At 41.8% G+C, this 15,492-nt stretch carries 15 protein-coding genes; 9 read left to right on the top strand and 6 right to left on the bottom strand.

What is annotated here, in order from left to right; translation table 11 throughout:
• Window positions 1–24 precede the first annotated feature (24 nt).
• Both GJU41_RS20440 and GJU41_RS20435 read right to left on the bottom strand, forming a co-directional pair.
• The gene (locus GJU41_RS20440) at window positions 25–819 is read right to left on the bottom strand and encodes a 3D domain-containing protein (RefSeq protein WP_154319421.1); all 795 of its coding nucleotides are present in this window, start codon (window positions 817–819) and stop codon (window positions 25–27) included.
• 569 nt (window positions 820–1,388) lie between these two features.
• Window positions 1,389–2,270 (bottom strand): sulfite exporter TauE/SafE family protein, encoded by an 882-nt coding sequence (locus tag GJU41_RS20435; protein WP_154319419.1) that lies wholly within the window; start codon window positions 2,268–2,270, stop codon window positions 1,389–1,391.
• Between the two features lie 278 nt (window positions 2,271–2,548).
• Here GJU41_RS20435 and GJU41_RS20430 point away from each other — a divergent pair, with 278 nt between their 5' ends.
• Complete coding sequence (locus tag GJU41_RS20430) at window positions 2,549–3,580, top strand: FUSC family protein (RefSeq protein ID WP_070875814.1); 1,032 nt, start codon at window positions 2,549–2,551, stop codon at window positions 3,578–3,580.
• Window positions 3,581–3,653: 73 nt separating this feature from the next.
• On the opposite strand, the gene GJU41_RS20425 is transcribed toward GJU41_RS20430, so the two are convergent.
• The gene (locus GJU41_RS20425) at window positions 3,654–3,968 is read right to left on the bottom strand and encodes a TM2 domain-containing protein (RefSeq protein WP_154319418.1); all 315 of its coding nucleotides are present in this window, start codon (window positions 3,966–3,968) and stop codon (window positions 3,654–3,656) included.
• 155 nt (window positions 3,969–4,123) lie between these two features.
• The gene (locus GJU41_RS20420; RefSeq protein ID WP_070875816.1) at window positions 4,124–5,242 is read right to left on the bottom strand and encodes an acyltransferase; all 1,119 of its coding nucleotides are present in this window, start codon (window positions 5,240–5,242) and stop codon (window positions 4,124–4,126) included.
• A gap of 347 nt (window positions 5,243–5,589) precedes the next feature.
• On the opposite strand from GJU41_RS20420, the gene GJU41_RS20415 reads away from it, so the two are divergent.
• Window positions 5,590–6,489 carry an NAD(P)/FAD-dependent oxidoreductase gene (locus GJU41_RS20415; RefSeq protein WP_070875817.1) on the top strand — a complete coding sequence of 300 codons (900 nt, stop codon included), beginning with the start codon at window positions 5,590–5,592 and terminating at the stop codon, window positions 6,487–6,489.
• A 63-nt stretch (window positions 6,490–6,552) separates the two neighbouring features.
• Here the strand turns inward: GJU41_RS20415 and fabF are convergent, their stop codons facing one another.
• Window positions 6,553–7,788 carry a beta-ketoacyl-ACP synthase II gene (gene fabF / locus GJU41_RS20410; RefSeq protein WP_070875818.1) on the bottom strand — a complete coding sequence of 412 codons (1,236 nt, stop codon included), beginning with the start codon at window positions 7,786–7,788 and terminating at the stop codon, window positions 6,553–6,555.
• A gap of 215 nt (window positions 7,789–8,003) precedes the next feature.
• Between fabF and GJU41_RS25305 the strand changes: the two genes are divergently transcribed.
• Complete coding sequence (locus GJU41_RS25305) at window positions 8,004–9,434, top strand: TerD family protein (RefSeq protein WP_154319417.1); 1,431 nt, start codon at window positions 8,004–8,006, stop codon at window positions 9,432–9,434.
• Window positions 9,435–9,612: 178 nt separating this feature from the next.
• On the opposite strand, the gene GJU41_RS20400 is transcribed toward GJU41_RS25305, so the two are convergent.
• Window positions 9,613–9,831 (bottom strand): Rok-like winged helix domain-containing protein, encoded by a 219-nt coding sequence (locus GJU41_RS20400; protein ID WP_070875820.1) that lies wholly within the window; start codon window positions 9,829–9,831, stop codon window positions 9,613–9,615.
• 212 nt (window positions 9,832–10,043) lie between these two features.
• Between GJU41_RS20400 and GJU41_RS20395 the strand changes: the two genes are divergently transcribed.
• From GJU41_RS20395 to GJU41_RS20370, 6 genes are all read left to right on the top strand, one after another.
• Window positions 10,044–11,375: a 5'-deoxyadenosine deaminase gene (locus tag GJU41_RS20395; protein WP_070875821.1), complete on the top strand. Its 1,332-nt coding sequence runs from the start codon at window positions 10,044–10,046 to the stop codon at window positions 11,373–11,375.
• Between the two features lie 38 nt (window positions 11,376–11,413).
• A complete protein-coding gene (locus GJU41_RS20390; protein ID WP_224771477.1) occupies window positions 11,414–11,842 on the top strand; it encodes a hypothetical protein in 429 nt (142 codons plus the stop codon).
• A 343-nt stretch (window positions 11,843–12,185) separates the two neighbouring features.
• On the top strand, window positions 12,186–12,500 hold the full coding sequence (locus GJU41_RS20385; protein ID WP_070875822.1) for a PTS sugar transporter subunit IIB: 315 nt from the start codon (window positions 12,186–12,188) through the stop codon (window positions 12,498–12,500).
• 5 nt (window positions 12,501–12,505) lie between these two features.
• A complete protein-coding gene (celB, locus tag GJU41_RS20380; RefSeq protein WP_070875823.1) occupies window positions 12,506–13,822 on the top strand; it encodes a PTS cellobiose transporter subunit IIC in 1,317 nt (438 codons plus the stop codon).
• Between the two features lie 12 nt (window positions 13,823–13,834).
• Entirely contained in the window at window positions 13,835–14,155 is a 321-nt protein-coding gene (locus tag GJU41_RS20375) for a PTS sugar transporter subunit IIA (RefSeq protein ID WP_070875824.1), read from the top strand.
• A 2-nt stretch (window positions 14,156–14,157) separates the two neighbouring features.
• On the top strand, window positions 14,158–15,480 hold the full coding sequence (locus GJU41_RS20370; protein ID WP_154319414.1) for a 6-phospho-beta-glucosidase: 1,323 nt from the start codon (window positions 14,158–14,160) through the stop codon (window positions 15,478–15,480).
• The last annotated feature ends 12 nt before the right edge of the window (window positions 15,481–15,492 follow it).

Below are 15,492 nucleotides of genomic sequence, written 5' to 3'. Positions count from 1 at the left end.
GCACTTTATTAATCTGCTAATCTATTAATTTAAAACCTTCACATTTAATTCTCTCTTACCGAATGCTATTGCTGCATCTTGTGTTGGAATGAAGACATCGATGCGGTTTCCTTTAATAGCACCGCCAGTATCTTCTGCTGTTGCATAGCCGTAGCCTTCAACATATACCTTAGATCCAAGCGGAATCACGTTAGGATCTACAGCGATTACTTTCTTATCAGGGTTTGCTCTTAAATCAACACCTGTAGCAGTTGTTCCTGAGCAGCCTTCACAAAAAGCAGTGTAAGCTGTAGCAGTAACTGTTACTTCTTTCGCAACACCTTCTACGTCATTTTCTGAGACTGCACTTGCAGAAGCTTCATCCACAGAAGGGTTTTGATCCTTCGGTTCTGGTTTTGGCTCAGATTTAGCTTCCGGCTTTGGTTCTGGTGCCGGAGCAGGCGCTGGTTCTGGTGCATTGTCAGCGTCACTGTAGATCACAAGCTCTTGACCAGGATGAATAATATCTCCTGATAACCCATTTTTCTCAGAAATATGCCCTACACTTGCGTCAAATTTCTCTGCAATGCTCCAAAGCGTATCGCCTGAAACAACTGTATATACTTCTTCATCTGATATTTTTAATGTATTGTCTGCAATAATTATGTCTGATGTTAAGTTGTTCCAGTTTTTAATATCATCTACTGAAACCTTGTGTTCTTGAGATAGGCTCCAAAGAGTGTCTCCTTTATCTACTACGACCTCTTCTGCCTGTGCGCTAAATCCTGCTGTAGTTGTTAGTGCGGCTACAGCCGCTAATGAAAAGATAGTTTTTTTCATATTTTTTCCTCCTTCAGCAATTACGATGGTTCCCATGTTATCACAAAAAGAAGGCTTGTAAAAAACAGCGAGATAATAAATCTATTACAATTGTAACAGTGCTATAACAATAACCTTACTAAAAAACTGAAAATTCCCACTTTATTCCTTGTTTTCCTTTAAAAATTTCTTATATTCTAGTTAATTTTTCACCTTCCTACTATAATGGTTTCGATAGATTAGCCCAGTTTGGTTTTCTATTTCTGCGGGAATATAAAAGTATCGTTTCTGTCTTTCTATAGTTTATAGAAGAAGAAACGCACCTCATTTATATTATTTACATTGAAACAATTCAAAAATGAAAATCGTCTTATGTATAAAAGGCATAAAGGGGTAATCAATCATGGGTAAATTATTAAAGAAGATGGATATGACGAAACAAGACCTTATTTTTGGAATTGCTGGCTCTTTGCTGGTCGCTTCATTTGTACAATTCCTTTCTTAGACGTTTTCCTTAAGCGGGGAGGCGTTTTTTGTTGACTATAAAATGAGAAACCCCTTGACTTTTGATCAAGGGGTTTCTCATTTTTCTAAACACTGATCGCTTCCTCCGCCTTTACCCGGTTCCTCCTCACAGCATACCCAACCGCAAGTGCCCATCCAATTAAAATGAAGCCATATATAAATGGCACTGCAGAAGTGTCAACAGCCCAAGTCGTAAGCAGAGTTCTTGAATTTGTCAGAACAATAAATCCTCCAACAAGGACACCAAGCAGATAGGCCGGGAGTTTTTTGACGAGCCATGCTGCAATCGGAGCTGCCACAATTCCTCCTATCATGAGTGCCGCAACCCAATACCAGTTTACCTGTTCCCATCCGAGTGAAATGAAAAATCCAAGTGTCGCAGATACAGCAATCGCAAACTCACTCGTATCAACAGTGCCCACAACCTTTCGTGCAGATGTTCCTTTCTGAGACAGAAGCACCGGAGTTGCAATCGGTCCCCAGCCTCCTCCGCCAGTTGCATCTGCAAAGCCTGCAATTAATCCAAGCGGGATGGATTTTTTCCGGGTTAGAGGGATGGATTCACTTTGCTGCTGTGCTTCATGATGAAACAAAAAACGAAGCAGAACATACAGACCTAATACTAAAAGAAATATAGCTATAAATGGCTTAGCCAGATCACCAGGCAAGTTGCTGAGAAAACAAGCCCCTGCAAATGCTCCAATCGATCCCGGAATAATTAATTTGTACACTGCCTGCTTATCGACATTCCCAAATTTAATATGAGATGCTCCTGATGCCGCAGTCGTAACGACTTCTGCCAAATGAACAGAAGCAGAAGCGACTGCCGGGGCAATGCCGAATGTCAGCAGCATCGTTGTTGATGTCACTCCGTATGCCATTCCCAAAGAGCCATCAATAAGCTGAGCCAAAAAACCGATGAAAGCAAAAATAATTAACTTTCTCAAAACAATTCCTCCCCCTTTGGAAACGAAAAAGGCCCCTAACAAAATGTTAAGGACCTTTGGTTATCCAATCAGTCTGATTATTAGAAATATTCAAATGTAATTTTATTATACATAATTCCTATGTGTTTACAAGGATTAATTTTCTGTTTTTTGAATTGATATTTTGCTGATCTAATTCACCAAATTAAAAAGCACCATCTTTTTCTTCGATTTAAAAAATCTGATAAACTAAATGAAACACAAGATTTATCTCTTAAGAAACGGAGTGTCTCCCCCTTTTGATACTAGGACCCAGAGTTTTAAAGACCGGTTTATCCGTTACACTTGCCTTATTTATCTGCTCTGTCTTTCAGCTTGAGCCTTCGGTTTTTGCAGGTGTTGCAGCTATATTTACTATTCAGCCATCCATTTACCGGACATGGAAGCAAGTGCTTGATCAGCTCCAGGCGAACACACTTGGAGCCTTGCTTGCTCTATTTGCTATTTTCTTTTTCGGCAGTAATCCGATTGTGACTGGGGTTGTTGTAATTTCAGTCATTTTAATCAGCTTAAAGCTCAAAATGGAAGCGACCATATCACTGACTTTAGTAACAGTCCTGGCGATTATGAGTGCTCCCGGCAATGAAGACTTTTTATTTGTCTGGAATCGATTCTTAATCATATTAATAGGCATAGCCTCTGCATTTTTTGTTAATCTGCTGATTTTGCCGCCAAAGTATAAAGAAAATTACTTTACAAAAGTTCAATCGGTTTTTGATACCATGTCCTTATTGATGAGGACAGCCATCTCAGATGAATTAACCGAGAAATATTTTCAGGAAAAGCAAAAGGAATTTAGAAGCGAGCTTCAGAAGCTTGAGGATTTATACGAAATTTTTGACGAAGAACGGGAAAAAATGGCTAAGGTAAATCCAGTGAACGTCAGAGAGCTTGTCGTTTTTAAACAAATGCTGAAAACGATTCAGCAGGCAGCTGATGTCTTAAAAGTCATTGAAGAACATTACTTTCAAAGCCGCAGTACGACGGTTGATGATCAATTATTCGATTCCCAGATTGAACAATTAATTAAATGGCATGAATATCTCCTCTTTAAATATGAGGGCAAAATCAAGGCAAATGATCAGTTTGAAGATGACACGTTAATCAGGGAAAGCAGGATTTTCCTTATTCAAATGATGGAATCTGATTCTGAAAAGCTTGAAAATCAGCGCTTAACTGTTGTTGCTTCAGCTATTTATGAATATGCTTTCCAACTGCAGCGTCTTGATCAGCTTGTGGACAGATTTGTGAAAAAAACTGTCAGTCATTAAGAAGCTGACCCGGTCTAAACTGGGCCATTTAAAAATAATCCATCAAAAAAAAGCCCTGATCCAGGGCTTTTCATTATGATACAGCAAGCGTGGAAATCTCAGAAATAATTTTTCGTTCAATTTCCTCATTCATTTCGTCCACTTTTTTGACTAAACAATAGATGCCGTCAACAAGCGGCCAGATGAATAAAGTAGCCCAGCCAAGCAATAGCATAGCAATTGCCAGACCTGTATTTCCCAGGTAGAATCTGTGGGCGCCGAATGTGCTCAGAAAGAACCATAATAAAAAGGTAATACCTTTAGACTTCTTTCTTTTGTCAAATTCAGATGCTAAAATCGCGTGCTGATGCGGTGACAGGTTTTGCTTAAGAGTTAAATTAAGGCTCATTTTTTTCTCCATTCTAGTAAAATATAATCAGGATATAAGACTTATAAATTCTTTCATATCATACATGATAACTTCTAGCTGTTCAATATGAATTATGTGAAATTTGGACAATACCAAAAAAAGTCCGGCTTTTCGCCGGACTTTTCATAACAAGCTTATGCAGACAGTACTCTTTTCTCAGATTCCGCCTGAGAAGTGCGCTTTATTTTTTTGATTTTCGGAACGGGTATGATATAACCGCTATGCGGTATATACTGCAGAATTCGGATAAATGCGACTGCAATCAGCATGACGGCTAGAAACATCAGAGGAACATTAGATACGGTCCAATAATGATCTGGCATATGATTTGCAAAAAGATACAGGATCATCGGGTGAATCAGATAAATGCCCATTGAATATTGCCCAATCAGCTTCAATGGCTTATTGATTACATTCCACTTTGACAGCAGCGGATAAATACCGATTGTAGCAATGCACAGAAGCGGAAGATTAATTAAGTTTGTCAGCCTCCGGTTGGATACTTGTCCAGTCACATTGTACTCAACGACTGCACCTGCAGAAACGATCAGGGCAACAGCAAGCATTTGCCGCGGCCTCTTCGTTGCAAAACGGACAATTTCATCCCAGAAATACGCAAGAACGCCGCCAAATGCAAAATAGAATATCCAGATTGGCATAAACGTTTTACTTGCTAAAAACTCACCAAAAGCCCCTTCAATTTGCGGATTAAATCCAAATAATTTATAACTGATGATGAGACCAATAAATGCAAAGATAATCATTAGCGCCTTTGTGCGAAAAAGCTTTTGGATAAATGGAAAAATAAAATAAAACTGAACCACAATGGCAACAAAATAAAGATGATAAAATGATTCTCCCCTCAGAATCTTGGTTAATTCTGAACCAAGATCACCGAAGGCCTGCTGATCATAAAAATAAACCAGAAAACGATAAACCAAACTCCAGATCAGAAAAGGAATCAGAATCTTAGAAAAGCGTGACCTAAGAAAGCTTCCCATTTCAAACCCTTTCCTCTTTACTTGATAAAAGAGGAGAAACCCGCTGATGACAGCGAATGCTGTTGTACCAAACCTGCCTAACTGATTAATAAAATACGTAAACCAATGCCATGTTTGCTCATTGGCATAATAATGTGTCGCAGTTACATGTACCCCGACCACTGCTATGCAGGCAAAGGCCCTTAAAAAATGGATCTCAAAAATGTAATTTCTGCTTTTTGAACTTGTAGCACCTGCAGACTGAGCAGACATTCATTTTCCCCTCCCTTTATTCTAGGTCCCATCTTAGTTTAGATTGAATCCCGAAACAAGTGGTGCTTTTTGTAAAAAAGCGTTCTTTCGTATCGAATTGACCTAAGGGACATTTGATTCATCAGTGCACATTGTAAGCGCTTTAACTACTAGTAGCACTATGCCAGTTTTTATACCTATAGAAACAACTGCTGAAAAAGTTAGTTGAATAGTCATTGACCTTTGGTAAAGATTTCTTTTTTATGGAAATAGAAAGAAATGTTCTCATTGCTGCTGAATCTTACGAATCACATTTCGAAATTAACATAACCTAAAACTATCTTTTCAGACAAAGGCGTGTTACTCAAATGAAAGATCCATACGAATGCATCATCATTGGCGCAGGCATCGCAGGACTGCAGGCTGCTATACAGCTCGGACGCTATACTCGCAGGGTTCTTGTGATTGATTCCGGTTCAGGCCGTTCTACCCTATGCAGAAGTTACCATAATATTTTAGGGTGGCCTGAGGGTGTTAGCGGTCAAACGCTTCGGGAGCTTGGCAAAGAGCAGGCTGAGAGGTCAGGCATTCATTTTTTAAATGGCCGTGTAACAGGAGTCAAGAAAGCTGGTTCTATCTTTCATGTCGAGACAGCAAATGGTGAGAAACATGAGGCAATGAGAATTTTATTGGCAACCGGATTGACGGATCGCCTGCCTGATTTGCCAAATCTTCTGCCCTGTCTTGGGATTAGTATCTATGTCTGCCCTGACTGCGACGGCTATGAGGTGCAGGAAAAAAAGACATTGATTCTTGGATCAGGAACAGCTGGAGCAAATCTCGCTCTTACTCTTACATATTGGACAAGCGATCTTATTTATATCAATCATGAAAAAGAAAATGTGCCTGAGGAGATAAAAACGAAATTGGATGAAAAAGGAATTGTCTGCGTGGAGGAAGCTATTGCTTCTGTTTTAGTGAAAGACCCTTCTGAGTTTATAGGAGTCAAGCTTTCAGACGGAAGAAAGATTTACGGTGAACGGGCATTTACTGCATTTGGAGGTAATACCGTTCACTCTGAATTAGCAGGAATGCTTGGAGCAGAAAGACTCCAGAACAAGCATGTAGTGGTGAATCCTAGAACTAAAGAGACGAGTGTGCAGCATGTCTGGGCTGCGGGGGATATCGGTGTTCATTCTGAACAAGTCACAATCGCCATGGGGGATGGCTGTCAGGCAGCGATATGGATTCACAAGAGTTTGCTTTAAGATGATCGCACCAATTCACATCAGGCAGAGTAAAAGCCGGCTCATCAGCCGGCTTTCTTCTATTTATTTATATTTTTTAAAAATCAGCGTCGCATTATGTCCGCCAAATCCAAGTGAATTGCTTAAGACAACGTTCAGCTCTTGATTTCTTGCTTCGTTCGGAACATAGTCCAAATCCAGCTCAGGATCAGCTGTCTCATAATTGATTGTAGGCGGAATCACCTTATCTCTGATAGCCATTACAGAAAAAATAGCTTCGATAGCTCCGGCTGCTCCGAGCAGGTGACCCGTCATGGATTTTGTTGAAGAAATTGGAAGATTATAAGCATGGCTGCCGAATACCGCTTTGATGGCCTGTGTCTCGTAAAGATCGTTATAATGAGTGCTTGTGCCGTGGGCATTAATGTAATCAACGTCTTCAGGCTTCAGTTTTGCATCCTCAATCGCCATCAGCATAGAACGCTGACCGCCTTCGCCTTCTGGTGCAGGTGTAGTAATATGAAAAGCATCACCCGTTGCGCCATACCCTGCAATTTCACCGTAAATTTCGGCGCCCCTGGCCAGTGCGTGATCGAGCTCTTCAAGGATTAAAATTCCTGCTCCCTCTCCAATGACAAATCCGTTTCTGTTTTTATCAAAAGGCCTCGAGGCTGTTTGCGGATCAGGATTTGCAGACAAAGCTGTCATATTAGAAAATCCGGCAACCGTCATCGGAGTAATGGCTGCTTCTGTTCCCCCTGTAATCATAACATCAGCATCTCCGCGCTGGATCACTTTAAAGGCATCGCCAATTGAATTCGCGCCGCTCGCACAGGCCGTAACAGTACAAGAATTAATTCCTTTCGCACCAAGCTCAATGGAAACTCTCCCTGCTGCAAGATCAGGAATCAGCATTGGAATAATAAAGGGACTGACCCGTCTTACTCCCTTGTCCAAAAATTTAATGTGCTGCTCTTCAAACTCGCCTAAACCGCCGATGCCTGAACCAATCCAGACTCCGACTCTGGCTGCATTCTTTTCATCAATTGTCAGATCTGCATCCTGCGCGGCCATTTTGCTTGCAGCTACAGCGAGCTGTGTAAACCTGCCCATTCTGCGTGCTTCTTTCATATCCATGTACTCTTCGGGTTTAAAATCTTTTACTTCTGCAGCAACTTTCACGTTATAAATACTAGAATCGATATGTGATAAGGGTCCAATTCCGCTTATTCCTTTTTTAATACGATCAAAGCTTTCTTCAGCTGTACCGCCAACCGGCGTGACAGCTCCAAGACCTGTTACGACAACTCTTTTTTTCAACCTTAATCGCCTCCCTGAAAAAGTTTCTGTAAAGATATTCTATCATCAAGCATCAGGCTCTTTCCACCAATCTTCTCTCTTTAAAGAAATGCCAGCTTATCATTGAAAAAATAGTTTAAAAGACTTAGTATTTAATTAGTAAGAAAATTTACTGATTTTACATATTATAGAAATATTTTTTCTGCGGAAAAATTACCTAAGGAGTGAACAATTGAATGGGTGTTACGCTCAGCAAAGGTCAAAAAGTTGATTTAACTAAATCCAACCCCGGTCTTCAGAATGTCATTGTAGGATTAGGATGGGATGTGAGCCAGCATGGTGCTAATTACGATCTCGATGCCTCGTCATTCTTGCTTGGACAATCCGGCAAAGTAAACAGTGATCTTGACTTCGTTTTTTACAATAATCCTTCCGGCGGAAATGGCTCGATTCTATACACTGGTGATAATCGCACAGGTGCAGGTCACCAGGATGATGAACAAATTCAGATTAATTTACCGGCTGTCCCTCAGTCCATCCACCGTATTGCCTTTACCATTACGATTCATGATGCACAAATGAAGCAGCAAAACTTTGGACAAGTTCAAAATGCGTATGTCCGAATTTTTAATCCTCTTAATAATGAAGAGCTTCTTCGCTTTAATCTTGGCAGAGACTTCACTGTTGAAACAGCGATTGTGGCAGCAGAGCTTTACCGACATAACGGCGAATGGAAATTCAATGCAATTGCAAGCGGCTTTCAGGGCGGACTTGCGGCACTGTGCCGTAATTTCGGAGTAACTGTTGATGATGAGCCGGCACCTGCGGCAGGCATTCATTCCCAAGGATTTCAGCAAACCCAGGCGCAGCCTTCATATTCTCAGCCTGCTCCATCATACAGTCAGCAGAATCAGGCATTTGGGCAGCAAAGTCCGTCCTATAGTCAGCAAAATCCATCTTATGGGCAGCCGGCATTTGGGCAAACAAGCGAGTCCTATTCAGGGCCTCCTTCCCAGGGATCACAGACATACAGCGGCGAAAACATCAGCTGTACCCGCTGTCACTCAACGAATGTCAGAACTGGAGAAAAAGGATTTGGTCTTGGAAAAGCGGCTGTCGGGGGATTAATCCTCGGTCCTGTCGGCTTGCTTGGCGGCTTCATTGGAAAAAACAAGCTGAAGTTCACATGCAACAGCTGCGGAAATTCATGGTCTCCAAATCAGACAGACTATGCAGATTGGGCCAATCAGCAGAAAAGAAAAGCAATGGAATTGTTCCAGAAGTATAAAAGCCAGGATGTGCTCGAAGCCGTTGTTTCTGCATGCGCACTAGTAGGAATGGCAGATGGAAGATTAGATCCGGCAGAGCGTCAAAAAATGATGGAATTTGTGAATCAGAGCGAGGAATTGCGCGTCTTTGATACAAATAAAGTCATACAGCAATTCAATTTATATGTACAGCGAATCGAAAGGGACCCTATGATTGGCCGTGCTGAAGCATTTAAAGCTCTTGGCAGAGTCAGATCAAAGCCTGAAATTGCAAGACTTGTAGCCCGCTACTGCATCGCAATCGGCTATGCTGACGGCCATTTCGATCACAATGAACAAAGGGTGGTAGCTGATATCTGCAATGAACTTGGATTAAACCCAAATGAATTTCTTTCATAAGAAAAGCGGAAGCTCCAGACATTGAAACGCAAAATTTTATACTTGCTTATCTCATAAAAATGGAACCCCTGAATCAATCAGGGGTTCTTTTTCACGAAAAAAGACTGTAACATGTTCTCACACACTTGAAGTACTTACGATTTTTCTATAGTAGAATAAGAGAAATTCAGAAAAAAATTTATCCTTCCCTGATCATATAAACCCCTCTTCTTGGTTTTACGACAGAAGGATAGCGTTCAATGACCTTTACCATAAATGCGGAAGGAGACGATACCCGTTTGCCTGTCTGAGCTTCCAGATCATCTGCAATTTGTTTAGGAGTAGCTACTTTTCTGTTCCTTAAAAGGTGAAAAGCAGCTGCAATCAATTCATTTGACTCTTTTTTTGTATATCTCACAGTTCTCCATCCCTTTCTGATAAAATTCCTATTTTATCTATTTTACTTGGAAATCCCCCTTAAATCTACAACGTTTTAAAACGTTAAAGCGTTGATTCGTATATTTACTATATTCCTATATTAACTTTTTATGACTTCTATTTTTATGAAAATTCCCATTCAGAAATTTGCATATAATGATGCATGTCACTTTTTTCGGGCGGAGGTTTTCTATGGACTCTCTTCTTATTAAAAATGCACAAATCATTACAATGAATGAACAGAATGACATTTTCACAGGAGATATTTTTATTAAAGATGACCTGATTGAAGCAATTGGACTAAATCTGCAGAATCCTGCTGAAAAAATCATTGATGCTTCCAGCAGGACCATTATTCCCGGGTTTGTTCAAACACATATTCACTTATGCCAGACCCTCTTCCGCGGCAGAGGAGACGATTTAGAATTATTGGATTGGCTGAAAAAAAGAATTTGGCCTCTAGAAGCATCCCATGACGGAGAATCTGTCTTTTATTCGGCAATGCTTGGGATTGGGGAATTGATTCAAAGCGGCACGACAACTATTGTTGACATGGAAACCGTTCACCATACCGATTTTGCTTTTCAGGCTATTGCCGCAAGCGGAATACGCGCGTTATCAGGCAAAGTCATGATGGATAGAGGATTTGATGTGCCTTCAGGTCTTAAAGAGAAGACGGAGTCCTCTATTCAGGAAAGTGTAGATTTACTGGAGAAATGGAATTTGCACGATAACGGCAGAATCCGTTATGCTTTTTCTCCAAGATTTGTTATTTCCTGCACAGAACAGCTTTTAAAGGAAGTAAGGGAGCTATCGTTCAAACACGATGTGAAAGTTCATACACACGCTTCTGAAAATCAAGAAGAAATTAAGGTCGTTCTTGAAGAAACAGGCATGAGAAACATTGTCTATTTAGATCATCTCGGACTTGCGAATGAACGCCTGATTCTTGCCCATTGCGTCTGGCTTGATGACAATGAAAAGCGGATTATTAAAGAGCGAGGCGTCCACGTCAGCCATTGCCCCGGTTCAAACCTTAAACTTGCTTCCGGTGTGGCAGATACAAAGGGACTCCTCGATATGAATGTGAGCTTAAGCCTTGGAGCGGATGGTGCTCCCTGCAACAATAATCTTGATATGTTTAATGAAATGAGGCTTGCTGCCCTCCTTCAAAAGCCGATTCATGGTCCTGCAGCCATGGATGCGAAAACTGTTTTTCAGATGGCGACGATCGGCGGAGCTAAGGCCGTGGGATTAGAAAAAGAAATCGGCAGCCTTGAGGTTGGAAAAAAGGCAGATATGGTCATTCTGAATCTCAATCAGTTCCATACATATCCTTCACAAGATTCTGACCCTATCTCGCGAATTGTCTACTCTGCCGGACGCGGAGATGTTGAGACAACGATCATCAATGGAAAAATCGTGATGGAAAACCGCATCATGAAAACACTGGATAAGGAAATGATATTACGAGAAGCCAATAACTCCATTCATCGCCTGCTGAAAAGAGCAGCATTGACTTAGGTTGTATAATAGAGTCATCACCTTATAGAAATGAGTGAATGATTCTGAAAGATTTTATTAAGCTTATTGCAGAAATCGTTAATAATATACACGACATCATCAACGCGGCTGCCTACCAGACGCTTGGACTGAACGTGACAGATAAAGACTTGCATTTTTGGATTATGGGCATCATCGGAATGGGCGTATTTATGTTCATCTACCTTTTATCCAAATGGCTGTCAAAGCTGCCCTTCGGCATTACTGCTCTTTCATTCTTATATACTCTGACATTTATGTTTGTTCTCGTATTTGGAATTGAGATTCAGCAGGCCCTGACTAATAGAGGAAATATGGAATTTATTGATGCTATTGTAGGACTTTGGGGTTTCATTGCCATGTTCTTGATTTATATAGGACTCATTCTTGCATTCTTGATAGTCAGAGGACTTTTCAAGAGGGGTAAAAATGATGAGGTTGATCTGTAAAAGAGCTCACTGAGGAGCTCTTTTCTTTTTTGTGCCGTTCTATTAGGAGTAGTCCGCGTCTGTAAAATGGGGATCAGTCTATTTTTAAGCTTTATCAGTGAAAATAGGTTTTCTATCAATGTAAATCGTGATCCTATCAGTGTAACTCAGCATTCTATCAGTGTAACTCACCGTCTGATCAGTTTTACTTGGGCTGGTCCATAAACAGCCTGTCCACCTTTATTTTTCTATTTTCCTGCCGCCAGCTTATACATATTTCAAAAAATTCTCCATACCTATTATTAAGCTCGTTTATTTTTTTGAACAACTTATGAAACCGCTTACAGAAGGAGGGGCTGCTAAGGTGAATATTTTATTATGCTGTGCTGCCGGGATGTCAACAAGCCTGCTTGTTTCCAAAATGGAGGCAAGCGCGAAGGAGCAAGGGCTCGAATGCAGGATATGGGCTGTTGGCGCCAGTGAAGTAAACAAGCATTTGGATCAGGCGGATGTTCTGCTTGTTGGACCGCAAGTCCGCTATTTGCTGCCGCAATTAAAGACAAAGGGGCAGGAACGCGGCATTCCGGTAGATTCCATCAATATGCTCCATTATGGAACATGCAATGGAAAGGAAGTACTGAATTTCGCGTATGGGCTTATTAATTCAGCTAAGGGGTGACTAGAATGGGAAAGGTCAATCGCTTCTTTGAGGAAAAATTTATGGTGGCTGCAGCCAAGGTTGCAGGACAGCGGCATCTTCAGGCTTTAAGGGATGGAATTATTCTTACTATGCCGCTCATTATTATCGGTTCTGTGTTTTTAATTCTCGGATTTCTTCCGATTAAAGGATATCCAGAGTTTATGGCCAGTGTATTTGGGGACGAGTGGCTGACAAAGCTTCTTTATCCTGTAGGTGCTACGTTTGACATTATGGCGCTGATTGCCTCTTTTGGGATTGCCTACCGTCTCGCTGAAAAGTATGGAGTTGATGCGCTTACAGCTGGTGCGGTGTCAGTAGCAGCATTCCTTTTAGCAACTCCTTATCAAGTTCCATTTCTTGCAGAAGGTGCATCAGAAGCTGTTATGGTCGGCGGTGCCATTCCTTCCGCTTTAATGGGAAGCAAAGGACTATTTGTGGCGATGCTTCTTGCCATCCTATCAACTGAAATCTTCCGATTCGTCATTCAGAAAAACCTTGTGATTAAGATGCCTGACGGTGTCCCGCCGGCAGTAAGCCGATCGTTTATTGCGCTTATCCCCGGATTTTTCATTCTTACTACTGTGTGGCTTTTGCGTTTACTCGTTGAAAATAGTTCTTTTGAAAGTCTTCATAATGTGGTCAGCATCCTGCTCGGAAAACCGCTTGGCGTCCTTGGAGGAAGTTTGATCGGCAGTCTTGTCGCCGTTATCCTGATTCAGCTTCTCTGGTCCACAGGACTTCACGGAGCAAGCATCGTCGGCGGAGTCATGGGACCGATTTGGCTCACTTCTATGGATGAAAACAGGGTTGCTTTTCAAGCTGGGGAAGCCCTGCCGAATATCTTCACGCAGCAGTTCTTTGACCTTTTCGTCTATATCGGCGGATCCGGTGCCACGCTTTCACTGGTCTTCTGTATGCTTTTCCTTGCAAAAAGCCAGCAGATGAAGCAGCTTGGACGGCTGTCCATAGGTCCGGGTGTGTTCAACATTAATGAACCGGTCACGTTTGGTATGCCGATTGTCATGAATCCGCTGCTGATTATTCCTTTTATCTTAACACCAATTGCGATTACAATCGCAACCTACATTTGCATGAGTTCTGGACTTGTTGCTAAACCAGCGGGAATCGGTGTTCCATGGACAATGCCTCCGCTCTTTGGCGGATACTTGGCTACTGGAGGAAAGATATCGGGGCTCATTATGCAGCTGATTAACATGCTGATCGCCTTCTTTATCTATTATCCTTTCTTCCGCATGTGGGATAAGCAGAAATTCAGCGAAGAAAATCAAGCTGCTTCATAATGGAGGGAATCTATGAATAAAGAACAGCTTTACGAGCTTTCCTTCCATCTGATCGCCCATAGCGGCAATGCAAGAAGCCTTGCGATGGAAGCAATACAGGCATGCAAAAAAGGAAACTTTGACCTTGCTTTTGAAAAACTTGAGGAAGCGGATAAGGAGTTCGTCAAAGCTCACCGGTTTCAAACAGAGCTGATTCAAAAAGAAGCGGGCGGTGAAAAGTACGATCTCCCTATCATCCTTGTCCATGCGCAGGATCACTTAATGACTGCAATGACCGTTAAAGATCTTGCTGCTGAAATCGTTGAAATTTATCAGCACACAAAGAAGGTGTAAGCTTGACGAATAAAAAAGGATTAAAAGTCGCGACGATTGGCGGAGGTTCATCTTATACGCCTGAACTGATTGAGGGTTTCATTAAACGCTATGATGAACTTCCCATTTCAGAGATTTGGCTTGCGGATGTTCCAGAGGGAAAAAGGAAATTAGAGATTGTCGGCAGCCTCGCAAAGCGTATGGTCGAAAAAGCAAATGTGCCAATCTCTATTCACCTGACTCTTAATAGGAAGGAAGCATTGGAAAGCGCAGATTTTGTTACAACCCAATTTCGGGTCGGGTTATTAGAGGCACGGGCAAAGGACGAACGAATTCCCCTGAAATACGGAGTACTTGGCCAGGAAACAAATGGTCCTGGTGGATTGTTTAAAGGTCTCCGCACCATTCCTGTTATTCTGGAGATCTGCAGGGAAATGGAGTCCCATTGTCCCGATGCCTGGCTGATTAATTTTACAAATCCAGCCGGAATGGTAACGGAGGCTGTGCTTAGATACAGCAATATCCGAAAGGTTGTAGGTCTTTGCAACGTGCCGATTGGGATGGAAATGGGTGTGGCAAAGCTATTAAATGTTGATCATCACCGCGTACGGATTGATTTTGCAGGCTTAAATCATATGGTATACGGACTTGATGTCTATTTAGATGGCATCAGCGTTAAGCAGAAAGTGATTGATCTGATTACAGATCCCGAGCAATCCGTCACCATGCAGAATATCGTGGCGCTCGGATGGGAGCCTGAATTTCTAAAAGCTCTGAACGTATTCCCGTGTCCTTACCATCAGTATTATTACAAAACGAGGGAAATGGTTGAAAAAGAGATGAAAAGTGCCGAAACCACAGGCACCCGTGCAGAAGTGGTAAAAAAGCTTGAGGATGAGCTGTTTGAACTCTATCAAGATGAGGAGCTTTCAATCAAGCCCCCGCAGCTGGAAAAACGCGGCGGTGCCTATTACAGTGATGCTGCTGTCAGGCTGATTCACTCCATTTATACAGACAGACGGGACATACAGCCCGTAAATACAATGAATAATGGAGCGATTGCCAGTCTTCCCCATGATTCTGCGATTGAAATCAGCTCTGTTATCACAAAGGATGGTCCTAAACCGCTTGCCATCGGTGATTTGCCTGTTGCTGTGCGCGGTCTTGTCCAGCAAATCAAATCGTTTGAACGTGTAGCAGCAGAGGCCGCTGTTACTGGAGATTACAGCACAGCTTTGCTCGCAATGACGATTAATCCTCTAGTAGCATCCGATGCTACTGGAAAAAAAATACTTGATGAGATGCTTGAAGCTCATAAGGAACATCTTCCCCAATTTTTCAAATGAAAGAGAACCGGC

The sequence above is a fragment of the Metabacillus idriensis genome (assembly GCF_009674765.1).
Classification (GTDB): domain Bacteria; phylum Bacillota; class Bacilli; order Bacillales; family Bacillaceae; genus Bacillus_P; species Bacillus_P idriensis.
Note: the sequence above shows the minus strand (reverse complement) of the source record. Positions and strands in the feature narration are given on the sequence as shown.